Origin of the sequence: Spiroplasma endosymbiont of Anurida maritima, from assembly GCF_042465095.1 — a bacterium.
GTDB lineage: Bacteria > Bacillota_I > Bacilli_A > Mycoplasmatales > Mycoplasmataceae.
This window is the reverse complement of record NZ_CP102059.1, coordinates 320856-345686: the sequence shown is the minus strand read 5'-3', so window position 1 is coordinate 345686 and position 24831 is coordinate 320856. Positions and strand designations below refer to the sequence as shown.

Here is a 24831-nt window from a genome sequence, read left to right as displayed (position 1 = left end):
TTATTGGAATATATTTTTATTTTGTAAAAATATGATAGAAATTATTATTTATTTGTTTTAATTATATTGTAAGTTATTTTACTTTAAAGGAGAGAATATGGCTCAATATAAATACGGATCTAATATTTTTAATGATAATTTAATAATATTAGATTCTAAAGCAAAAAATAAAGATGAAGCTTTATTGGAGTTAGCCAAATTAGGTTTTGATAACAATATTGTAGATGATCAAAATACTTTATTAAAAGGCTTTCTCGATAGAGAAACAGAAGGAAGCACTANNGGTCTAGAAGATGGCTTTGCCATTCCCCATGCTAGAATTCAAGAAATAAAAGAAGCGAAAATAGCTTTCATTAGATTTTCACAAGAAATAGAATGAGGAACTTTCGACAATAGCAAAGTTAAAGTTGCAATAGCTTTAATGATTCCAGAAAATGATCCGGCTAAACACCTAAACATCATGAGTTCTGTTGCAAAGAAACTTCTTGATAAAAATATTAGAGATACTTTAAAAAAAGATACAAATCTTGAAAATATAATAAATTTAATTTTTAAAGAAGAAGTAAGTGTTTTAGAAAAAAGTCCTAATAAAAAAAGCAAAGGATATTTATTAGCAATAACTGGATGTCCAGCTGGTGTCGCTCATACATATATGGCAGCTAAAAAAATTGAAGATTTTGCCAAAGAAAAAGGGTGAGATGTAAAAGTTGAAAAACAAGGAGCAAATGGAATTGAAGACAAAATCACTGAAGATGATGTTGCAAATGCTAATGCCTTATTAATATCAGCTGACATTAATCCCAGAGATATGGAACGTTTTGAAAATATTCCTCAAATTAAAACTGGGGTTGCAGAACCTTTAAAAAATATGGATAACATATGAAATGACATATTAAACATAAAAAATAAAGTTGTTTCAAAATTAGATCCAAATCAAAAAAAATCTGAAGTAACAAATAAAAGTTTTAAAGTTAGGTTTAAAAAAGAAACTAAAAATTTAAAAGATGCTATTTTAACTGGAATTAGTTATGTAGTACCGGTAATTGTTGCTGGAACAACAATTGTGGCTTTAATTACAATTATTAATCAAATATTTGGAGCAGATACAATTAAGGAAAATGCCAACTGATTAAACCAAATATCAAGTGTTGGAGGACAAGCTTTAAGTGTTTTATTAGCGCCTGTGTTAGCAGCTTACATTGCTTATGCTTTAGCTGATAAACCCGGATTATTTCCAGGTTTCTTAGGAGGTCTAGCTTGTAATGCTGTAACATATGAAAAAATGGTTGATGGTAACCCAACAACTGTTGTTGCCGGGCTTGGTTTCTTAGGGGGCTTAATTACTGGGATCATTGTTGGTTATATGATGATTGGTGCTAAAAAATATGTAAAAAGTAAAAGAATGCAATCTGTTCTTACATGATTTGTATATCCTGTTTTATCATCATTAATTATTATTGTTGTCATTTTATTTGTAATTGGACAACCATTAGCTTTATTTGTTAGTGTGATATTTGATGGATTAACACAACTACAGTATTCTAATGTATCATTTTTAGCTGGTATAGTTATTGGATTTTTATGTGTATTTGATCTTGGTGGACCATTTAATAAAGTTGCTTGAGCATTTAGTTTTGCTTCATATACACAAGCAATGTCTGTTGGAGGAGATCCAGCATTATTAGTTCCTTATACTGCATTTTGAGCAGCTGGAATTGGAACTGGTTGAACTACAACTTTAGTAACAACAATTGGTAAAAAATGATGTAATAAACAAGAACAAGACGCTGGAAAAATTTCTTGATTAATGTCTTCTTTAGGTATTACAGAAGGTTCAATTCCGTTAATGCTATCAGATCCGTTTAGAGTAATTCCTGGATTTATTCTTGGTGGAGCTACAGCTGGAGGATTAACATATGCCTTTAATTTAGGATCAACAATAACTGGGGGAGGATTTATTACAATGGCTGGTATTTCTTCAACAACCGGAGCACTACCTGTTTGATTTGCTATTGTATTATTCTTAATTATTGCTTTAATTGGATCTCTTATTTCTACATTAACTATATTGGGATTAAAATTATTAGCTAAAAAACCTGAATTAGAAAGAAAAATTCGTGTTAATGTTGTTAAAGTTTTAACAATGGGACTTGTGAATTTAGATAAGAAAAAAGAAGTTGTTAATAAAAATGTTTAGCCCTTTAAAAAAAAAGTAAAAATAAAACTAAAAGTTATGAAAGAAAAGCTGATACAGAATTTTTATTAAAAGAATTTCCCAAATTAGATCCAACAAAAAAAATAATAAATATGTCAATCGCAGACATAGATTTTTCAACTCCCAAGCATATTGTAAAAGCTCTTAAAAAGCGTGTTAATTTAAACAGTTTTAGTTATTCATATACAAATGATGCAACATTAAAAGCTATTAAAACTTGATATGAAAATAAACACAATATTTCAATTGAAAAAGAAAACATAAAAATTGTACATGGAACAGTTAGTTTTATGCACCAAATTATTCAAGCTGTAACTAGTAAAAAAGATGGTGTTTTAATCCAAACACCAATTTACGAGCCGTTTGGTAGATCCATTATTAATAATGAACGAAAAGTTATAGAAAATAAGTTATTATATACAAATCAAACTTATAAAATTGATTTTAAAGATTTAGAAAATAAATTTAAAAATAACAATGTTAAATTGTTTATGTTTTGCAATCCTCACAATCCTGGGGGTAAAAATTGAAACAAAAATGAAATACTAAAAATTATTGATTTATGTAATAAATATAATGTTGTTTTATTTTCTGATGAAGTTCATTGTGATTTAGATTTAAAAAACACTTTTATTAGTTTGCTTAATTTTAAAGATAAAATAAATAATTTAATAATCGCAAACTCACCCAACAAACCATTTAATTTGGGAGGTTTAAAGGGATCGTATATTATTTCATATAACATGGAATTGCTAGAACAAATTAATAATGTGTATAAANAAAATTCTTTAACATCACCAAATGTGTTTTTACAACCAGCTATTCAAGCTGCATACACAAATAAAAAAACCATTTTGTGATTAAATTCTTTTAATAAAAAAATGATTAAAAATTATAATTACTTAGAAGACGAGCTTAAAGAAACAAATTTTGAATTATTTAATTCAGATTCTTCATATCTTCCGTGACTTAAATATAAAAACTCAAAAAATTTAGAAAGTGAAATGATTCAAAAAAATATTGTTTTAAATCACTCTCACAACTTTTATGGGTGTGAAGTTGGGTGGATTCGCTTAAACATAAGCACAGATTGAAAAAAACTTAAAAAATTAATTACTTATTTAAAAATCTTATAAATAAGAGTATAATACATTTAAATAAGCAATAAATATATAGAAAAAAATATTTTTTTTATAAAATACAATGGAAATTTTTATTATATTTTGTTTTAATAATTATGTGATAATTTTTAGAAAAGAAGGTACTTTATGTTTAATGGTTTAAAAAAAGCTATCAACAAAGAACACAGCTATGAACGAAAAGCTGACTTAGAATTTCTTAGAAGCAAATTCCCAAACTTAAAAGAAGGGCACATTTTAAACGCCCACATTGCAGATTCAGATTTTGCTACAGAAAAAACAATATTTAAAACTATAATTAAAAGAGCAAAAATTAGAAGTTATAGTTATTCTTATGTAAATGATGCATCATTAGATGCTGTTATTAATTGATATGACAGTAGATATAGCATTTCTATGAAAAGACAAGACATAAAATTAATACAAGGGACAGTTAATTTTATGCATCAAATTATTCAAGCAACAACAAAAGAAGGTGAAGGTGTTTTGGTTCAAACTCCAGTTTATGAACCTTTTGGACAAGCTATTATAAATAATAATAGAAAAGTTGCGGATAACAAATTAGTTTATAAAAATAACACGTATGAAATAGATTTTGAAGATTTTGAAAACAAGATAATAAAAGACAATGTTAAATTATTTATGTTTTGTAACCCACACAATCCTAGTGGTAAAAACTGAACATCAAGCGATTTAGATAAAATTGTAGAAATTTGTAATAAACACAATGTTATTTTATTTTCTGATGAAGTTCATGGAGATTTAGATTTAAAAGGAACTTTTATTAGTCTTTTGAAATATAAAGATAAAATAAAAAATTTAATTGTTGGAAATTCTCCAAATAAATTATTCAATTTAGGAGGAATGAAAGGTAGTTACATTGTTACTTATAATCAAGAGTTAAGAAAAATAATTGATGATATATATGTAAAAAACTATGTTACTACACCAAATATATTTGTTCAACCTATTTTACAAACAGCTTATAATGATCCAAGACCAAGAAAATGATTAAAAAAATTTTTAGATAGAATTCAGTNNGAAAACATGGAAATTGCAAAAAGAGAATTAAAAGATTTAAATATTTCAATCTTTGATTCAGACTCATCTTATTTACTATGAGTCAAATTTGATAGCAATTTAACAACAGATCAGTTTAGGGATTTGTGTATTGAACATAATTTTATTCCAAACTTTTCTGATAACTTTTTTGGAGGAGAACCAGGTTGAGTTAGAATTAACATTGGTTGTCCAAAGAAAAGAATTATTAAAAATTTTACAATGCTTGCAAAAACATTTTTGCTTCTATAACATAAAATAAAAAGATAAATCAAGTATTTAAAGGAGATTATATTATGAGTAAAACACAAGTAACTTACCAAAACCATTAGGGCACTATTCACATTATGCAGTATCAAAAACAGGATTAGTTTTTGTATCAGGACAATTAGGAATTGATAAAGATAAAACTGTTTTAGAAGATGGAATTTTAAATCAAACTANNAAAAAAATCTTTGAAAACATTGCAACAATTTTAAAAGAAACAAATACAACAAAAGAAGATGTATTAAAAGCTACAGTTTATTTAAAAGATTTAGCAAGTTTTAAAGCTGTAAATGATGTTTATCAAGAATTCTTTCAAGATCACAAACCAGCTAGAGTAGCATTTCAAGTTGGAAAACTTCCATTAGATGCAGAAGTTGAAATTGAATTAATAATTGATAAGATTTAATAATTTATGGAAAAAAAAGAAATAAAAAAACTTAAATGCTATATTTTGTACCCTTCATTCAAAAAGCATTTTATTATGAGTTTTTTAGTCAAAAGATATGAAGGATAAATATTTAGAAATTATTAAAACTTTAGAGAGTGAAGACTATTTTCAAAAGAATATTTTAATAAATATATTGTTGCATCAATAATTGAACAGATAATGATAAAATAAAGTTTCAAAATTAATAAAGAGCGGCAGTTTTGATGCATATTCAAAAAGATATTTTTAATTTTTCTTATAAAGAATATATAAAAAAAGAAGTTCGCAAAAAATATTAAATTTAAAATATTTGATTATTTTTTTGATTTATTTCAAAAACATGATAATTGATGATATAGAAGTTCTGATATTAAAAATATATTATGAAAAAATTTTCCGGTAGTTTTTAAATTACACGAATTGAAGGGAATCAACGATTATGATGACAGTAGATTATTAAGACAATTTTTCAAAGGCATAATTGCTGAATATGAGGTTAATATATTAGACAAAAAGAGAAATTTTTCAATCAATGTTGGGTATATAATTTCCGGTGAAACTCTTGGTAATCCAATTATAAAAGCAGAAAATAAAGATGCTAATAAACGGAAAATATGATGGTTATGCTTATAGTACAAACGATTCTATTGATAAAAGATTACATTGAAAAAAGATTAGATAGTGTTTATAAACAATATTTAAGTCATATAAAATACGCAAAAAATAGAGATATCAGTATTGATGATAAATATAGAAGTTTAGAAAACTTTACTGACGATTATTTTGATATTAAATAAGGAAATAATGAAAAAATCAGCATTTAAATTTTTACTTAACAATGAAAAAGCAAATAAATTACTTTCTTATATTCATGAATTATTAGAAGAAAATAAAGAATTAAATATAGATGATATAGCTAAAAATGCTTATATGTCTAAATCGGGTGTAACCCGATTTTTTAAGTCATATGGATTTGATGGGTTTAAAGAGTTTAAATATTTATTATTAAATGAAAACAGACACAACCAACATGAAAACGAAAACATGCTAACAGAGTTTGATAAAGAAGTAATGTTGGATCCTATTGAAATAACGGCTAAGTTAAATAGTGACAATATCTTTGAGACAGCTTATAAAATGCTAATTAATTCCACAAATAATTTTTTATTTGGTTTAGGAGGAAATCATTCTGTTTGTTATGAAATGAAAACAAGGTTAGAAAGATTTGGTTTTAAAGCAGAACATAATTTTGATCAACACGGAATGTTTGTTTCTGTGTCTAATGCTAAAGAAACAGATTTAGTTTGAGCCTTTTCATATACTGGAGAAAGTGAAGAAATATTAAAATTAGTTAAAAAAGCTAAAGAAAGAAAATGTAAAGTTATTGCCATTACAAGAGATGACGAAAGTCCATTAAAAGATCTTGCTGATTTAGTGTTTAAAATTGATAATTCAGAAAACTTAATTAGAATTCTTTCTTTAAAATCAAGAACAGCTATGACATATATTGTGTATAAAATGGCTTGATATATTTACAAGAAAAACCCTTCAAAATATGAAGAACTATTGTTAAACAGCGTATATTAAAAATTTTTCCAAAATATGAAACTAGTTTCATATTTTGTTTTATTTATAGAAAATATTTTCAATAACTTTAAAATATAAATGAATTTATAAAAGAAAGGAATTTACTAGTTATGGCTAAACCAAATAAAGTTGCTGAAAATATTTTAAAAGTAATAAAGAATGAAAATATTATTTCTTTTACTAATTGTATGACGCGCTTAAGAGTTAAAGCTAAACCTAATTTTAATACAGATGATTTAAAGAAAATTGATGGTGTTTTAGGGTTAGTAATGGCCGGGGATGAATATCAAATTATATTAGGTCCTGGTTTTGTTAATAAAGTAGCTACAGAGTTTGATAAAATTGTTACATTAAAGTCTGAAACTAATAATACAAATAACAGTGATTTATCAGCTGCTGATTTAGCAAAAATAGAAAAAGCAAAAAGAAAAAGTGACGGAGGAAAAGTAAAAGGATTTTTATCTAAAATCTCTAAAGTGTTCACTCCACTTATACCAGCCTTTATTGGAGCTGGTTTATTATCTGGAATTTCAGGTATTTTAACCGCAACAATTGAACCAAGTGCTAGTTTAAGTTCTTGAATTTCTGTATTAACAATTATGTTAGCGGTGTTAACAAATGTATTTATAATAGCTGTGGGCTGAAGAATGGCTGAAGAATGAGGTGCTAATCCCGGATTAGTAGCTTTAATGACAGCTATTTATACACCATTTGCCGGATCGATCATTTCTGGGATATTTATTCCCATTGAAAACGCGGAAGGTATTATTTCTGGGTATAACTTCTTAGGAATGGTAATTAACAGTGCCAATATAGAATCAAATTGATTTACAGTTGGATTTGTTAACTTAGGAACAACAGGAATTGCTACATTAGGGGCTCCACATGCTGGGCTTATTGGAGCTATGATCGCTGGAGCCATAACTATTTTTGTAGAAAAACAATTTAGAAAATTTATGCCAGGAGTAGCCGATACAATAGTTACTCCAATATTGGTTATTTTAGTAATGCTAGCAGCTAATTTTGTATTCATTATTCCGGCTGCTGGATATTTATTTACAGGTATAACTTGATTAATGAATAACTTATATTCAAATCCATTTGGAGCAGCTGTTTTAGCGGGTATTTTCTTATTTGCTATTGCTTTTGGAGTTCATCAAGGATTTTTACCAATATATTTTGCTTTAATAGATCTTGGAGATACTGGTCATACTAATCCATTGTTTCCAATAATGGCTATGGCTGGTGTTGCTCAAGTTGGAGTTTGTATCGGGATGTGATTTTTAGCTGGTAAAGGTTCTACATTAAGACGTCAAATATCTGGAGCAATAATTCCTGGATTTATGGGAATTGGAGAACCATTAATTTATGGAATTTCTTTACCAAGAGTTAAACCATTTATTTTATCTTGTATTTCTGCAACATTTGGAGGGTTCTTTATTGGGGCCTTATCAACATGAGGTGGAATAACAATTTCTATGAATGCTGCAACAGGTCCTGGTGGTTTAGTTGCCGCAATTATGATGACAACAACAACAAATAATGTTGTTTTAGGTATATTAATGTATTTATTAGCAGTAATTATTACATATGTTACAGGAATTCTTATTTGTTTCTTTGCTTATTCAAGAGTCTCAAGATATGGAACAATACTATCAAAAGACTTATATAGTAAATGAACAAACGAAATAAAACAAAAAAACTTTCAAGGAATTATTTTAGGTACATTAAAAATAATTAGTTTATCTTTAATGTATTTAACATTCTTTGGTTTAGTAATATTTTGAAGTGTAAAATACAAAAAATTAGATGTAAGTGTAAGACAAGAATATAATAAATTTCAGTTAGTTTAAGGGAAAGTAAATATATGAAAAAAATTGAATTAAAAAATATTGCTACCGAGCAAAGGAACAGTAATAGTAATAATTTAGATACTAAAAATACAAAAGAAATTTTAGAAGTAATAAATAAAGAAGATGCTAAAATAACAAACGCAATTAATGCAGCAATGCCCAAAATAATAGAAGCTACAGACACTATCTTTGAGAGTGTTAAAAATAAAGGAAGAATATTTTATTTAGGAGCAGGATCTTCTGGTAGAATAGGGGTTCTTGATGCTAGTGAAATGCTACCAACATATGGAATTGGTGATATGTTTTACGGAATAATTGCTGGGGGAGACATAGCTTTAAGGGTTCCTGTTGAAGGGGCTGAAGATTCAAAAGAATTAGCAATCGAAGATTTAAAAAATGTAAATTTTACTAAAAACGATATTATTTTTGTTATTGGAGCTTCTGGTAGAACGCCTTATTGTATTGGAGCTATGGAATACGCAAAAAGCATTGAGGCAAAATCCATAGCTTTATGCATGACAAGTAATTCAGAATTTAAACAAGTTGCAGACATTTGTATTGAAGTTTTAGTAGGTCCTGAAGTTGTTACGGGATCAACACGTATGAAATCAGGAACAGCTACTAAAATGGTTCTAAATATGATTTCTACAACAACAATGATTAAATTAGGAAAAGTGTACGATAATTTAATGGTTGATGTGCAAACAACAAATGAAAAACTAGTTAGTAGAGCAATTAATATCGTTAAAGAAATAACAAAAATAAATGATGAAAAATTAATTTTTTCAAAATTAAAAGATTGCAATATGAATGTAAAATTAACTATAATATGTTTATTAAAGAAAGTTACACTAGATGTAGCACAAAAAATGTTGGATAATAGTCAACAAGTACTAAGGGGAGCACTTCAATAAATGGGTTCATATTCAAATTTAGAAACATGACAAAAAATTACTATATGTACCACAATGATTTTAGGAATAATGTTAGTGGCAACTGGAGCAATAATATTTAGCAAAGATTTGCTTCAACCAGGAATTATTACTATGATAATTGGTGTAGCATTATTATTTGGCTGTTCTATTTTTTGAATAATAATTGAATATATAAATAAAAAAGTAAATAAAAAGCAGAATTTTTAAACATTCTGCTTTTTATTTACTTGCTATTTGGGTTTTTTTGATTAGCTCTATTATTGTTAGTGTGATTATAGTCTGTATTATTATGAGATTGATTTGTATTATTGTGATTAGTTTGATTAGCTTTTTGGTTTCCCATATTATTACCTCCGTATATTTTGACTTATTCAATAGTCCCTCACATATTACATTATTTTTAATGCAAAATATAATTTTAAAAATATTTTAAATTAATTTTATTTGCTAAGTATTTAAAACCCCAACCGGCAAGAGAATGACCAAATAAAATTAAGGATAAAAGGGGAATAAAACCAAACCAAGTNAATGCGTCAGGACTTAAAAATCAATAAGGAAAGTTTAATTTTGGATTATCAATGTCATTTATCTTAAGTAAAACATATCTAAAGAATACTACACCTACATAAACACCAATAAAAATAGTGTAATACCATCATTTGTTTTTAAAATGTTTTTTAGCATTTGTTTCAATACTGCAAAACATAAAATAATAAAAAATATATAACACAGGGATAACTAAATGCGGGGGAACAGATTTAGCTCAATCAGATCAACTCGTTAAAGGGTTAGCTGAATCAATTTTAGGGTCTATTTTTGAAGGAATAAATCCAGAAAAATATAAAACCATAATAAATAAATTTGAAACCGCCACTAAAGTTATACGATCATGTTTGTCTTCAATATATTTATTATTTTTTAAATTAATTATTAGTAAAAAAAGTCATNNAATAATTGTTAATAAAACAGTTCAATTACTATAATAAATAAACTGATAAAAGAAAGAATAAGTAAAAGAAAATTTATCTAGTCCTTTAGGATAATAGAAGGGAAAATCATTTTTNGCCGCATCGTAAATAGTCCTAACAACTAAGGTAAAAACAGCCACCAATATGATAGAAATTAGAATAGACATTTTTATGTATTTTATTTTTTTATCCATTATTACTCCCTAATTATAAAAAATAAAAAAAGAGAATCTCGTCAGATTCTCTTTTTAATTAAGCTTAATTTATATTTTAATATTGTTGATATAAGGTTAATACTTATTTTCTACCGAAAGCTCCTCTTAATTGGTTTTCTTTCTCGTAGTATCCGTCCATGATTCTCTTACGTACAACTTTTTCGTATAAACGTAATCCTTCAATAACACAGTCTAATGGTTCGTCAGCAATTTTACATTTTAGTAAGAAGATATCTGAGAAGTATTTTTCAATATTTCTAATTAATGCTCCTCCACCTGTAATTGTGATACCATTTTTCATGATGTCTCCAGATAATTCTGGTGGTGTGTGTTCTAATAATTCAATTAACATATCAGTAATTTTTGAGAATGAGTTTAATAACACATTTCTAATTTCTTCTGATGTAATTTTAGCTTCTTTTGGTAATCCAGAAACAATATCACGTCCGTAAACTTGCATTGCTCTTTCGTTGTGATACTTAACTAATGAACCAATTTGTTTTTTGATGTTTTCAGAAGTTTTTGCTCCAATTGCAATGTTATATTCTGAACGAATGTATTTTGCAATTTCATCATCAAAGTGGTTTCCAGCTGTTTTTGTACTCATTGAAACAACAATTGATCCAGCAGAAATAATCGCCATATCTGTTGTTCCTCCACCAATATCAATTAATAAGTGTCCTTGAGCACGATCAATGTTAATTCCAGCTCCTAAAGCAGCCATTTTAGCTTCTTCTTCGATTACAACGTGTGTTGCACCCATTTCTTTAGCAACTAATTTTAAAGCTTCTCTTTCAAGTTCTGTAACTCCACTTGGACATGCAAGAACTACGATTGAGTTTTTTCAAATGTTAAGCATTTTCATTTTACTGAAAATATGTTTTAGTAAGTCTTTCGCTGCATCTAAGTCAGCAATAACTCCATCAACTAATGGTGTAACCATTCTAATGTTGCTGTGAGTTTTTCCGATCATTTCATACGCATCAGTACCTAAAGCGATTAAAGCGTTAGTAATTGTGTCGTAGGCCATAAATGATGGTTCATTATATACTATTCCGTGACCAGAAACATAACATAAAGTATTTTTAGTTCCTAAGTCTAGACCGATAAATTTTATTGTATTTGGTTTCACAATAAATGCCTCCTAATATCTTTTTTTTTAGTTAATTAATAACTAACATCTTTGTTATCTTTTTCATGACGCATAATGTCGAAAACATCATCTTCATATTTTTTAGTACCATTAATAACTGATAGTAAAGGTTGTTCTCCAATTGAAGTTGGTAGTTGTAAAGTTTGTTCGATGTAACGATCAATTCCTTTTATTAAAGCACCACCACCACAAATTGTGATTCCGTACTTGAAGATATCTCCAGCCAATTCAGGTGGTGTTTCTTCTAATACACGTACGATTAATTCAACAATTCTTGAAACAGGAACTTTTAATACTTCCCTAACTTCTTCTGGTGTAATAATAATTTCTCTTGGTAATCCAGAAACAACATCACGTCCGTAAATGCTCATTTTTCTTTCATCTGGGTATTTTGCTAATGAACCAATTTCAACTTTTAATTGTTCAGCTGTTTTGATTCCGATTTCTAATCCATACTGTGAACGTACATATTTAACTAATTCGTTATTTAAGTAGTTTCCAGCAACTTTAACTGATTTTGAAATAACAATATCTCCTGAAGCAATAACTGCAATATCAGTTGTTCCTCCACCCATATCAACTACTAAGTTACCATATGGTTTAGTGATGTCTAATCCACCACCTAAAGCAGCCATTTTTACTTCTTCTTCGATTCACACATAGTGTGCTCCTAATTGATATGCAATCTTTTTAAGTGCATCTTTTTCTAATTCTGTACATACAGAAGGTGTTGCCATTAACATTACAGCATTTTTTAAGTGAGCTGTAATTCTTAATTTTTGGAAAATGTAAGTTAACTGAGCTTGTGTAGCTCTAATGTCTGTAATAACACCATCTACCATGGGTCTTACAACTCTGATAGTTTTGTTTCCTTTTCCAACCATTTTTGCAGCCTCATTACCAACTGCAACAATTTTGTTTGATTTAATGTGGTATGCAACGATTGAAGGTTCGTTATAAACGATCCCTTGACCAGCTATAAAAACTAGTGTATTTGCTGTACCTAAATCTAATGACACAAAATTGTATTTTCTGCCTCCGTTTAAAGCCATTTTAATTCCTCCAAAATAGAATAACTATTTGTCTTTTAAATGAATTGTCCTCTTTATATGATGTTGCATAAAAAGATTTACAATACACATTGATTATACCATTATTTTTAAAGAATATTATACTATTAATTAAACAAAATGGTAACAATAAATAAAAAAATGACTAGTCAAGCAAGTCATTTTCATATATTTCTTCATATTTTATTAAACCATCAATTACTGATGTTTTGATATTTGAAAATTTGTTAACAGTAATTTGAAAGTTATTACTTAAGTATTCTTTTAACCCTTGAAAGGCTGAAGAACCACCGGTAATTGTAATACCTTCATCTAAAATATCACCTGTTAATTCTGGTGGTGTTTGTTCTAAGACTTCCATTAATAAATTTAAAACAGGTCTAAACAATCCAACAACAATATTTTTTATTTCATTAGAATCAATAAGTTCGTTTTTAGGTCCGCCACCCAATAGACTACGACCGGAAATTTTTAACTTACGATTACTTTTAGCTGCAAATCCACCAAACTCTTTTTTAATTTGTTCTGCTGTATTTCTTCCAATTTCTAAAGAATATTTTGCTCTAATGTATTTTTCAATTTCTTCATTAAAAAAATTACCAGCTTTTTTATATACTTTATTAACTAAAACATTATTGTTTGAAATAATTGAACAACTAATAAGGCCAGCCCCTAATTCCAATAATAAATGACCTTTAGGTTCTAATATTTTCATTCCAGAACCCAAAGCTGCCATTAAAGCAGAAGGAACTATTCTAATTGTTTTAACTCCCAAATTAATGAACATCTTTTCAAAAGCTTGTTTTTCTAAAACAGAAATATTTGAAGCTGATGAAATAACAACATTTGCATCTTTTCAAACATCTTTTATTTCCACGCTTTCAAAGACTCTTTTTAAATAAGCTTCTGCTAATCCACGATCTGTTATTGCTCCATTTTGTAATGGTTCTAAAATTGAAATATGTGGTGGTGTTTTATCCATCATATTTAAGGCTTCTTCACCAACGGCAATTATCTTTTTTTTGCTATTATCGTACGCTAAAACAGAGGGCCCATTAAAAATTACCCCCAAACCAGAAACATAGGCAATGGTTTTACTTGTACCAAAGTCCATAGCTAAGTATTTAGTTTCTTTATTTTTTCTTGCCATTCTTATTGAAAAAACCTTTCTTTATTGTGATTATATCATTAAAATTAATATGGTATGATAGTAAAGTTAATAGATATAAAAATTTTTTATTATTACTATTTTTATAATTTATTGTTACAAAAATAAAATTTTACTTTTAAAACGTCAAACTGTTTATTTTTTAAATAAACTTTTGACCTTTTATATTGTAACACTATATTTTGAGAAAGGAACTTATGAGTTTAGCACATTTAAAAAACATTGAATACTCAATAGCTGGTAAAAAATTATATTCTGGCATTGAATTAAAAATAAATCCAGGAGAAAAAATAGCTTTATTAGGTCCGAATGGAGCTGGTAAAACAACACTTTTAAACATTATTTCTGGAAAAATAGCTCCCGACAACGGGATTATAGACATGCATGAAAGAATTAAATACGGATATTTAGATCAACACTTAGTTATTGATAAAGATATTATAGTAGGAAAGTTCTTAAAGGAAGCTTATGCAGATTTATATGAATTAGAAGCTGAAATGACAAAAATATACGCAGATATGGAAGCGGAATATAGCGAGAAAAAACTTTTAAGAGCATTAAGTATTCAAGATATGTTGGATGCCCAAGATTTTGATTCAATCGAAAAAAAAGTTGGTCAATTAGTTAATGGACTTGGCATTGGTCTTGATAAGTTAGATTTAAAAATTGATGATCTATCTGGAGGGCAAAAAGCTAAAATTATTTTAGCCAAATTGCTTTTAACTAAAAAAGATTTCTTAATTTTGGATGAACCAACAAACTTTTTAGATATTTCTCAAGTAAATTGATTGTCAGATTTTTTAAAGAATTCAAATATTACATATATTTTGGTTTCACATGATATTGATTTTATAAACAAGACATGTAACATTATTTATTCTTTAAAAAACACAAATTTAATTAGATTTGTAGGGAACTATGATGAATTTGTTGAATACGAAGAAGTAATGAATGAAAATTATGATCGACAAGTAAAACAACAAAAACAACAAATTAAAAAATTAGAAACATATATTGCTAAAAATTCAGCAAGAGCAAGTACTGCTAAAAGTGCGCAATCTCGTGCTAAACAATTAACAAAAATGGACAAATTAGAGGACCGAAAAGAATTGCAAAAACCCAACTTTGCTTTTAAATATAAAAGGCCAGCTTCAACAATTATTTTAAATTGTAATGATTTAGAAATAGGGTATGACAAAAGACTTGTTGAAAAACTAAACATTAAAATCAGAGATGGTGAAAAAATGTTAATTAGTGGTAAAAATGGAGTTGGTAAAACTACATTTTTAAACACAATTTCTGGAGCTTTAGATAAACTTGGAGGAAACTTTGAAATTGGCGAAGGTGTTTCTATTATGTACTTTAAACAATTAGAAAAAATAGAACCAATTTCAGCTGTTAGTTACATTAGATCTCACAACCCTAATTTAGGAGATAATGAAGCTAGATCATTATTAGCTAAATTTGCTATTAAAGGTAAATTAATGTCTCAACCAATGACTACATTATCTGGGGGAGAACAAACAAAAGTTAGGTTAGCCAATTTAAATGTACAACCTTGTGGGCTTTTATTGCTTGATGAGCCAACAAATAACATTGATGTTTTAGCAAAAGAAGCACTTTTAGAAGCTATTGAAGCTTTTGAAGGAACTGTTATTATGACAACCCATGATATTAACTTCTCAACTAATTGAGCACAAAAAATTCTTGAATTAAAATAAAAAAAACAACGAAATCGTTGTTTTTTTATTTAAAATATTTATTTAGATTTTTTAAATAATTCCACCAAAGCTGAAATAATGAAAAATCCTGATATAACTGATCAAAAGATAGTTATATTTTTTAAAGTTTTACTTTTTTTGTTAGAAAACAATTTAACTAAATTTAAAATTATAGCCGGAAATATAAGAGAAACTCTTACAAAAAGACCTATACTTAATACATCAAATTTTCCTTGTAAACCAACCACTGTTAAATATGCAATAGATAGTAAAACACCCGATAATATTAATAAAGACATTAATATATCTGTTTGTATAATAGCTTTTTTATTAATTATTTTTTCTGATTTTTTAAACATATTTTCCTCACCGGCCTATAATTCATCTGCTGTAACTAAAAATAATTATACCATATATTAAAATTGAAAAATATTTATACTTTTTAATAAATTTTAAGGCAAATTAATAAGAAAATTATTTTATTTGCATTTTTCATCAATCCTGTTATACTTAATAAAGTAAGACGACAATCTAGTAGAAATCTTAACCGTAATTTTAAGTACGGACTTTTTGTCGCTAAAGGGAAGTTTCTTCCCTTTTTTATTGTAAGGTTATTTTATGGGCAAAACATATGTTAATTTTTTTCTGGATGAAAGTGGTGGAGATACATCGACTTTTTTTGTTGTTGGAGGCTTTTTTTATAATTACAAAAGACAAAGCAGATATGAAAAGTGTGGAAAACAAGATACATAGAAATATAAAAAAAAACTGAAAAAGCTATTTTAGACTATAATATTAAAAGTAAAAATATCAATAATTTTTCAGAATTACATAGAAAAAAGAGATATAATACAGAGCTAAAATTTAAATGTCTAAATCATAATAATAAAGAATTTTTTATTTAAAAATTTAAAAAATCATCAGCAAGAAAATATTTTTGTTATTTTAAATTTAAAGAAATATAAAGAAAGTAGTAAAAAAAAACTTAAATTCAATCTATAATAAAATGGTTTTTATTTTGTTAGAAGAAACTTTAAAAAAAAGTTGATAAAAATATAGGTGAGGATATAGAAATTAAAATATCTATTGATCAAAGAACAGGTATTACAAAAACAAGCAATAAAGACAAGAATTCAGAAAACAAAGGCATTGAAAAATATTTAAAAGCAAAATTAAAAACAGATAATTTAAAAGTAAATGAACATATATCATCTCAAAAACCATTAATAAGATACGCTGATTTTATAGTTGGTGCAGTTTCGTCTTTCTGCAGATTTTTAAATGGGGACAAAAATAACTACGACGAAAAAGCTGTTGAAATTTTTAAAGCAATGACAAAAAATATATATTGTAATTGTTATGAAAAAAAAGAAAAACAATGCAACATTATATCAGACGTTTTATCTCAATGCTCAAAAAAACATCTATAAGTTACTTTTTTGGCATTCAGGACAATAATAAGTTCCACGACCACCAACAACAGTTTTTTCTATAATTGTCGAGCAAACAGCGCATGGTTGCTTTGCTTTTCCATGAACATATAAATAGTTTTGAAATTTACCATCAATATTACCAGAATGAAATGATGAAATAGTTGTTCCTCCAACATCAATTGATTTTTGTAGAACTTCTTTTGTGTGTTTTACTATGTTTTCTAAGTCATTTCTTGTTATATTTTTTACATTTCTTTCTGGATATATCTTAGATAAAAATAATATTTCGTTTACGTATATATTTCCAATTCCGGTAACTACATTTTGTTCCAATAACAGCGTTTTTATTGCCTTATTACGATTTTTTCATTTTTCTTCTAAGTAATCTGCTGTAAAATTTTCATTAAAAGGTTCTAATCCTAAGTTACTTAAAGGTCTAATCGTAAACAATTCTTCTTTTTTTACTAAGTCTAATGTTCCAAAGCGTCTTGTGTCATGATATCTTAGTTCAAAATCTTGATCAAGTTCTAAAACAAATAAAACATGTTTAGGATCATAGGGGTCTTTTTTATTATTATAAAATCATTTTCCTTCCATCCTTAAATGACTTATTAATACATAATCATCCAAATCAAAAAGAATGTATTTTCCACGTCTAGAAACATTTTGTATTGTTTTATTCAATAATATTGATTTAAATTCTTCAATATGTGGTTGTTTTATTATTTTATTGTAATAAATAAACAAATCTGTAATTTTCTTATTTATTACAAACTTTCTTAATGTACGACAAACCGTCTCAACTTCTGGTAATTCTGGCATAGTTCTCCTTATTTAATTTCTAATCAATTTAAACCACTTTTATATGAAACAGATAAGGGCACATCAAGTACAACGGCTTTCTCCATTCCATCTTTAATAATTTCAATAGCTTTTTCTTCCAAATCTTTTGGTACTTCAAAGATAAGCTCATCATGTATTTGAGCTATTATTTTAGCACTTGGCATAAATTCTTTTAAATTAAAATCTACGTTTTTAATGGCAAATTTAATAATATCAGCAGCAGTCCCTTGTATTGGAGAGTTTACAGCCGCTCTTTTACCAAAACTTCTTAAATGATGATTATTAGATTTCATTTCTGGGATATATCTTTTCCTTTCAAATAAGGTTTTAACATAACCGTTTTCTTCTGCAAATAATTGCATTTTTTCAATAAAGGTTTTAACACCACTAAAGCGTTCAAAATAACTTTCTTTAAATGCTTTAGCACTTTTCACAGTTATATTAAGCACATTTGATAATGTTCAATCATCCATTCCATAAATAATTGCAAAATTGATTGTTTTTGCATTTCTACGCATATTTTCATCGACATCCTTAATATCTACATCAAATATTTTAGAAGCTGTTTGAATGTGCACATCTTGATTATTAGCGAAAGCCTCAATCAGATTTTCATCTTGTGAAAAATGAGCTAAAACCCTTAGTTCTATTTGAGAATAATCAAAAGATAATAAAACTGAATCTTTGGTTGAAGTTGTAAAAATTTTACGCATTTTCCTTTGTTCAGGACCTTTTGAACCTACAACCTGCATATTAGGATCTTTTGAAGATATTCTCCCGGTTGTTGTATCTGCTTGACGATAAATTGTATGAATCTTATTATCTTCATGAACACTACTTTCAAAAACATTTAAAAAACTAGTAAGAATCTTATTAAATTTTCTATATTCTAAAATTAAATCAATAACAGGGTGTTCTTGATACTTTTTCATAAACTCTAATACATCAACAGATGTTGATCTTTTTTTATTGACCTTTTCATCACTTGTTTTTAAATTTAGCTCATCGTATAGTAGTTCTTGTATTTGTTTTGGAGAATTAGGATTTATTTTGTTCTTAGCTATTTTTTGAATTTCTTCAGCAATTTGTTCTACTTTTATAACGGTTTCTTTTTGCTGTTTTGTTAGTTCTTTTCTATCCACAAAAATTCCATTTATTTCCATGCTTGTTAAAGCAAATGCTACAGGCATTTCTAAGTTTTCATACAAGTCATGTTGATTACTTTGAATTAACAAGTTTATTATTTTATCTTTTAAATTAAACATATAGTAACTTTTGTTTGTTAAAAGTTTAGCTATTTTTTCCTTCTCAACATCACTTGTTTTTTTAACACCTTTTCCAAATACTTCTTCGTCTTCTAAAATATTTACCTTTAAAAAACTAGAAATATAAGATTGAATATCATTGTTTGTTTTTTCGTTAAAAATATATGAAGCAAGCATCATATCATATGCTATATTTTCTACTTTTATTTCGTATCTATTTAAGGCGCAAATGATTTTTTTTAAATCAAAAACACTTTTTTGAAATTTTGTAGATGCTAAAAATTCTTTAAATAAAATATCATTTTTAGCCACACTAAAATCATAATAATAATTACCAGAACTGTTTGAAATTCCAAATCCAATGATTTCACTTTTATGATAATTTTCATCTAATGTTTGTAGATATATTGCACTATCATGATTCATATCCAAAGTTCATTTATCAATTATTTGATACTTAACTTCCGCCGTTTTTTTAACAGTCCCACTCATTAAAGATGCCATCTCGTATTTTTCATAAAAGTCATTTAAACCCTCATAATTAACTACAAGTTCTGTTTGTTCTTGATAATCACTAATGTCAAAATCATAGTTTAAAACTGCCATTTCTTTTGATAAATAAGCATCATCTTTATATGTTAAAAGCTTTTCTTTTTGAGACTTAGAAATTTCTTCAATATTTTCATAGATATTATCTAAATGCCCATACTTTGCCAAAAGAGTCTTAGCTGTTTTTGGCCCAATCCCACGAACACCTGGAAGGTTATCAGAGGGATCACCACTTAATCCCTTATAGTCAACTACTTGTTCTGGTGTTATTTCCATATTTTCTTTTAAAGTCTCGATGTCATAAACTATTAAATTTGAAGTTCCAGACTTTGATGTTAAAACATGTACGTTTTTGTCTATTAATTGGAACAGATCTTTATCGCTCGATAAAATATCAATATGATATTCTGCCTTTAATTTTTGTGTTAATACAGCGATAATGTCGTCAGCTTCATAATTATCTTTTTCATAATAGACAATATTTGCAGCATCTAAAAATTCTCTAACAATTTTAAATTGTTGAATCAAATCATCTGGAGTTTTACTTCTTCCGGCTTTATAAGATTCAAGCTTCTCGTGTCTAAATGTTTTTTTACCTTTATCAAATGCAACAATAACATTGTAGTATTCACTACTATGAATTAAGTTTTTTAACATTTTAGCAAAAGAAAAAACAGCATTTGTTGGAATACCATCTTTCGTTTTTAATTGAATACTATTATTACTATAAGCTGTTGCAAAGTAAGCTCTAAAAATTAACGCATTACCATCAACTAACAATATTTTTTTCATTAAACTCCTAATTTCAACACAATAATGAACTTCCGCTTCCAATAATCATGGTGTATCTATATATTTTATTATATTCATTATATATTGTTTTTAATTTTTGGTTTATAGAAATAGCAGAGTGTTGCAAATCATTAAAATTATATTTCGTTAAATAGTTAAAAGAATTTTTATAATATAAATTGTTTGAAACTATATTTATAAAAACATCTTTTGTGTTAGAACTTATTTTTGGTGTAATTACTTTATAATTTTTTGGAATATATTTATTTAACTTTCTTTTTTTAATAAACTTTATTTTTTTTTCCAAATTTATAAACAATTGCTGGTTTATTATAGTAAAAAAAACAAAGCATCATTTCCTAGTTGATTAATTATCTTTAAAACTTTTTTACTATAATAATCTATATTAAAATATTGACATAAAAGTTTAATTGTAAAAACACTATTACTTGCAGATAACCCCAAACCAGAACCAATTGGTTGTTGTTTATTTAAAAACAACCTAATATTTCAATCTAAATCTGTAAATGTATCACGAAATAACTTTATTGCATCAAGCACAGTGCTATTATTTAACAAATCATTATTGTTTGAACAATATTCAAAATTTTCATTTTTAATAATTTCAATTGTGTCAAAAGCATCATAGTAGGGGATAATTAGCGTTTTTAAATCATGAATATTATTTTTTGTTTTTTTATATAACTTAATATACAAATTTATTTTTCCGTTGCTAATTATTTTCATAAAAAAACCTATATATTTTTCAAAAATAATCTAATTCAAGTTGTTCTCCTCTAATTTGTGGATTGATATTTAAAGCTGCGAACATATCTTTAATTTTTTCTTGTTGAATTCCAAAACTTCTTAAATTATTGTATAAAGTCTTTCTTTTCATTGCAAAACAGCCTCTAACAAATTTTTGTAAATTTTTTACATCTTTTACATCAAACTTCTTATTCATAGTCATTTTTATAACAATACTATCAACGTCAGGGGCTGGTCTAAAGCAATTTCGACTAACATTAGTAACTTTTTCTATGTCACAAAAAAATTGACAAATAACACTTAAATTACCATACTGTTTATTGTTAGGCTTTGCTATTATTCGATCGCCAACTTCTTTTTGCACCATAAATGTCATTGTTTTAAGATTTTTTAAATCACTTTCAAGAAATTTAAATATTATAGGAGAAGTTATATAATAGGGAACATTGGAAACTACATTAAATGGTTCATTGCCAAAGAATTTATGAGTATCATCAACAATATCAACTTCCAGGAAATCTTTGTTTAATATGTTTTTACTTTTTTCGGGAAAGTTTTTTAATAAGTAATCATAAGCTTCTGTGTCTATTTCATACGCATATAAGTTTTTATCTAAAAGGTATTTAGTTAAAGCTCCTAAACCAGGGCCAACCTCAATAATGTTATCAACACCATTATTTGTTGTTGCTTCTATAATTTTATTTATTATATTATTATCTATTAAAAAATTTTGTCCAAACTTTTTCTTTGCTTTAAATTTCATTATCTTCCTTTAAAAGTTTTAATAAACTATCTTTATTATAGTTTAAAGAGTTTAAAACCTTAAATAATGTTTTATTATTAAAAAAATTAATATTTAATTTTTCACAAATTGTTTCTCGAATATTTTTTGTTTCAACTATTGATAAGTAGTCTTGTAAACTTAAACTGCTATTAGCTGAGGAAAATTTTTTTTTGTTCCTTAAATGCTGCCATTATTTCTTTTGCGGGTGCTTCTGCAACACCTCATTTTCCTTTGTGATTTAAAGGTCTTTGGGGTAAAAAAACATTAAAACAATTATTAGATAAAATTTCATTAATTTTCTTTCTAATATCTAATCCTGGTTTATCTGGATCTGTAAAAACAATCATTTTGTGCGTTTTAGACAATAATACAATTAAATTAATTATTTTTTGACTAAGCCCATGCCCTGATGTTTCAACAGTAACAATGTCTGGTCATATAGTTCGTAATTTATTTGTATCAGAACTTCCCTCAACAATTACAATAGTTTTCATATTTTATTTCTCATTTCATTTATCAATATAATTATAAGTTTTTTAATAATTATAAAAAGTCTTTTATATAGATTCCTTTTATTTTATTTAAAAGTAGTTAAAATAAAGGTAGAAAATTAACATAAGGAGATTATTAGGATGAAATATCATAAACAATTAGTAAATGCTAAAGAAATTATTGCGAAAGCATATAAAGGTAAATATGCTGTAGGGCATTTCAATATTAATAATTTAGAATGAGCTAAAGCTCTTTTAGAAGCAGGTCAAGCTTCAAACACACCACTTATTTTAGGAGTTTCTGAAGGTGCGAATAAATACATGGGTGGATTTAAAACTGTGGCAGGAATGATTAATGGATTATTAGAAGATTTAAAAATTACAATTCCTGTTGTATTACATTTAGATCACGGACAAAGTGTGGAAAGCTGTAAGAACGCTATTGATGCTGGTTTTTCATCAGTAATGTTTGACGGAAGTCATTTAAGTTTTGAAGACAACATAGTAAAAACAAAAGAAGTTGTAGCATATGCTAAGAAACACAATGTTTCTGTTGAAGCTGAAATTGGTTCAATTGGTGGAGAAGAAGATGGAGTAATCGGTAACGGTGAATTCGGAGATCCAAAAGAAGCTAAAGAAATTGTTGCTTTAGGAATTGACTTTTTAGCAGCTGGTATCGGAAATATCCATGGACAATACCCAGAAAACTGAAAAAGTTTAAACTTTGATGTTTTAAAAAACATTAATACTGCAGCAAACAAAGGTTTAGTTTTACATGGCGGAAGTGGAATACCACAAGACCAAGTTAAAAAAGCTATTACATTAGGAATTAGTAAAATTAATGTTAATACAGAATTACAATTAGCTTTTGCTAGTGCAACAAGAAAATATATTGAAGCTAAAAAAGATTTACCTGAAAACGGTAAAGGATTTGATCCTAGAAAACTACTTAACCCAGGTTTTGTAGCAATTAAAGATACATTTAATGAATTAACAACATGATTCGGTTCAAAAGGAAAAGCTTAGGCTTTTCTTTTTTTATGTCAAAACTCCTTATAAACTCTATGTAAATATTAGAAAAAAAAATCATAATATAATAACACTATGGCAAATTAATTACAAGCAATTTTTTAAAAAAATATGGTATAATTAGATTGTATAGGAGAGAATATGAAAACGAATACTTACGACAAAATTAAATTAATGGAAAAAGACTTAACAAAAAATATCTCAACAAAAAGTTACAACAATGACATTTCTAACTTAGTGGAAGATGTAGATTTATTTGATGAATTTGGAGTTGTGAAAAAACTTATTAGTAAATATAAAGAAAACAGATTTTGTATAGTTTTTTTACCTGATTTTTCAAATACTATAATTAAAGATTTAAATTATAGTATTATTGCTAAATTCAATATTGAGCTTTCAATCAACAAACTATCTATGTATGGAGAGTCTTTCTTATTTGCTATGAAAAAAATTATTAAAGGATTAACTGTTGTTTCAGCAAAAGACANNAAAAAAATCTTGTGAGACAGAGTTAAATTATTCTCAAACTTGTTAAAAAATAGCAAAGAATTAGACAACCAAAAAGCTGATATTATTTTAAACGATTTAGAATTTGATGATCCATTAGAATACATCGCCAAAGAGTTTAAAGAAATAACACAAGCTTATGAAATAAAAGAAGATTTCTTAATTGTTATAAATGAAATTAGTTCAAACAATTTTGAATATGCTTATGACTTATATAAACTATTAAAAATTATTTTTAAAGATTTAAACAATTTTAATGTTCTATTTGAAGTTAAAGAAACAATCTTTATAAACTACTTTAACAAATTTACACTTAGTGCAAATAACGAACTATATAACTTTGATTATATTTTAAGTGCTAATAACGTAAATCAAATTACACAAAGCACTCAATACAATCAAGAACCTAATAAAAACAATGGAATTGTAAATGAGATTGAATATCAAGACAACTATGATGATAAAAGTTTTGAAGATGTGCCTTCAGCATTTCCACAAAAATCACGTTATTATATGTCAAATACAGACCGTATTTTAAGAAACGTAAATATAAACCGTAATCTTAAAACTTCTGAAAAAGTAAGTTTAATGAA

At 26.7% G+C, this 24831-nt stretch carries 22 protein-coding genes; 12 read left to right on the top strand and 10 right to left on the bottom strand.

All coding sequences use genetic code 4. The features are described from left to right. Positions 1-97 precede the first annotated feature (97 nt). The 9 genes from NPX79_RS01800 (at position 98) to NPX79_RS01760 (ending at position 9689) form a co-directional block, all read left to right on the top strand. Positions 98-2197 (top strand): fructose-specific PTS transporter subunit EIIC, encoded by a 2100-nt coding sequence (locus NPX79_RS01800; RefSeq protein ID WP_381415414.1) that lies wholly within the window; start codon positions 98-100, stop codon positions 2195-2197. A gap of 110 nt (positions 2198-2307) precedes the next feature. Then, entirely contained in the window at positions 2308-3351 is a 1044-nt protein-coding gene (locus NPX79_RS01795) for an aminotransferase class I/II-fold pyridoxal phosphate-dependent enzyme (RefSeq protein ID WP_381415413.1), read from the top strand. A 132-nt stretch (positions 3352-3483) separates the two neighbouring features. Next, on the top strand, positions 3484-4665 hold the full coding sequence (locus NPX79_RS01790; protein WP_381415412.1) for an aminotransferase class I/II-fold pyridoxal phosphate-dependent enzyme: 1182 nt from the start codon (positions 3484-3486) through the stop codon (positions 4663-4665). A gap of 64 nt (positions 4666-4729) precedes the next feature. Further along, positions 4730-5086, top strand: coding sequence for a RidA family protein (locus tag NPX79_RS01785; protein WP_381415477.1), 357 nt, complete (start codon positions 4730-4732; stop codon positions 5084-5086). Positions 5087-5730: 644 nt separating this feature from the next. Then, positions 5731-5904: a hypothetical protein gene (locus tag NPX79_RS01780; RefSeq protein ID WP_381415411.1), complete on the top strand. Its 174-nt coding sequence runs from the start codon at positions 5731-5733 to the stop codon at positions 5902-5904. Between the two features lie 7 nt (positions 5905-5911). Further along, positions 5912-6694, top strand: coding sequence for a MurR/RpiR family transcriptional regulator (locus tag NPX79_RS01775; protein ID WP_381415410.1), 783 nt, complete (start codon positions 5912-5914; stop codon positions 6692-6694). A gap of 110 nt (positions 6695-6804) precedes the next feature. Beyond that, positions 6805-8547, top strand: a complete 1743-nt coding sequence (locus NPX79_RS01770; RefSeq protein WP_381415409.1) for a PTS transporter subunit EIIC — start codon at positions 6805-6807, stop codon at positions 8545-8547. A gap of 14 nt (positions 8548-8561) precedes the next feature. Beyond that, the gene (gene murQ, locus NPX79_RS01765) at positions 8562-9461 is read left to right on the top strand and encodes an N-acetylmuramic acid 6-phosphate etherase (RefSeq protein WP_381415408.1); all 900 of its coding nucleotides are present in this window, start codon (positions 8562-8564) and stop codon (positions 9459-9461) included. Continuing rightward, the gene (locus NPX79_RS01760; protein WP_381415407.1) at positions 9462-9689 is read left to right on the top strand and encodes a hypothetical protein; all 228 of its coding nucleotides are present in this window, start codon (positions 9462-9464) and stop codon (positions 9687-9689) included. 1058 nt (positions 9690-10747) lie between these two features. Here NPX79_RS01760 and NPX79_RS01755 read toward each other — a convergent pair. The 3 genes from NPX79_RS01755 to NPX79_RS01745 all read right to left on the bottom strand — a co-directional run bounded on the left by NPX79_RS01755 (position 10748) and on the right by NPX79_RS01745 (position 14038). Then, on the bottom strand, positions 10748-11797 hold the full coding sequence (locus NPX79_RS01755; RefSeq protein WP_381415406.1) for a rod shape-determining protein: 1050 nt from the start codon (positions 11795-11797) through the stop codon (positions 10748-10750). 35 nt (positions 11798-11832) lie between these two features. Further along, positions 11833-12870 (bottom strand): rod shape-determining protein, encoded by a 1038-nt coding sequence (locus NPX79_RS01750; RefSeq protein ID WP_381415405.1) that lies wholly within the window; start codon positions 12868-12870, stop codon positions 11833-11835. A 163-nt stretch (positions 12871-13033) separates the two neighbouring features. After that, complete coding sequence (locus tag NPX79_RS01745; protein ID WP_381415404.1) at positions 13034-14038, bottom strand: rod shape-determining protein; 1005 nt, start codon at positions 14036-14038, stop codon at positions 13034-13036. A 215-nt stretch (positions 14039-14253) separates the two neighbouring features. Between NPX79_RS01745 and NPX79_RS01740 the strand changes: the two genes are divergently transcribed. Then, positions 14254-15777, top strand: a complete 1524-nt coding sequence (locus tag NPX79_RS01740) for an ABC-F family ATP-binding cassette domain-containing protein (RefSeq protein ID WP_381415403.1) — start codon at positions 14254-14256, stop codon at positions 15775-15777. Positions 15778-15815: 38 nt separating this feature from the next. Here NPX79_RS01740 and NPX79_RS01735 read toward each other — a convergent pair whose 3' ends face one another. After that, positions 15816-16136, bottom strand: coding sequence for a hypothetical protein (locus NPX79_RS01735; protein ID WP_381415402.1), 321 nt, complete (start codon positions 16134-16136; stop codon positions 15816-15818). Positions 16137-16395: 259 nt separating this feature from the next. Here NPX79_RS01735 and NPX79_RS01730 point away from each other — a divergent pair, with 259 nt between their 5' ends. After that, positions 16396-16530 (top strand): hypothetical protein, encoded by a 135-nt coding sequence (locus NPX79_RS01730; protein ID WP_381415401.1) that lies wholly within the window; start codon positions 16396-16398, stop codon positions 16528-16530. A 671-nt stretch (positions 16531-17201) separates the two neighbouring features. Here NPX79_RS01730 and mutM read toward each other — a convergent pair. From mutM to NPX79_RS01700, 6 genes are all read right to left on the bottom strand, one after another. Beyond that, entirely contained in the window at positions 17202-18032 is an 831-nt protein-coding gene (gene mutM, locus NPX79_RS01725) for a DNA-formamidopyrimidine glycosylase (protein WP_381415400.1), read from the bottom strand. A gap of 8 nt (positions 18033-18040) precedes the next feature. Continuing rightward, positions 18041-20659, bottom strand: a complete 2619-nt coding sequence (polA, locus tag NPX79_RS01720; RefSeq protein WP_381415399.1) for a DNA polymerase I — start codon at positions 20657-20659, stop codon at positions 18041-18043. Between the two features lie 330 nt (positions 20660-20989). After that, the gene (locus NPX79_RS01715; protein WP_381415398.1) at positions 20990-21406 is read right to left on the bottom strand and encodes a hypothetical protein; all 417 of its coding nucleotides are present in this window, start codon (positions 21404-21406) and stop codon (positions 20990-20992) included. Continuing rightward, on the bottom strand, positions 21393-22190 hold the full coding sequence (rsmA, locus tag NPX79_RS01710) for a 16S rRNA (adenine(1518)-N(6)/adenine(1519)-N(6))-dimethyltransferase RsmA (RefSeq protein ID WP_381415397.1): 798 nt from the start codon (positions 22188-22190) through the stop codon (positions 21393-21395). The genes NPX79_RS01715 and rsmA overlap by 14 nt, the downstream gene beginning before the upstream one ends. Further along, positions 22180-22329, bottom strand: coding sequence for a DUF4093 domain-containing protein (locus NPX79_RS01705; protein ID WP_381415476.1), 150 nt, complete (start codon positions 22327-22329; stop codon positions 22180-22182). The genes rsmA and NPX79_RS01705 overlap by 11 nt, the downstream gene beginning before the upstream one ends. Before the next feature lie 31 nt (positions 22330-22360). Beyond that, positions 22361-22705, bottom strand: coding sequence for a toprim domain-containing protein (locus tag NPX79_RS01700; RefSeq protein ID WP_381415396.1), 345 nt, complete (start codon positions 22703-22705; stop codon positions 22361-22363). A 138-nt stretch (positions 22706-22843) separates the two neighbouring features. Between NPX79_RS01700 and fba the strand changes: the two genes are divergently transcribed. Beyond that, the gene (gene fba / locus NPX79_RS01695; protein WP_381415395.1) at positions 22844-23728 is read left to right on the top strand and encodes a class II fructose-1,6-bisphosphate aldolase; all 885 of its coding nucleotides are present in this window, start codon (positions 22844-22846) and stop codon (positions 23726-23728) included. Positions 23729-24831 lie beyond the last annotated feature (1103 nt).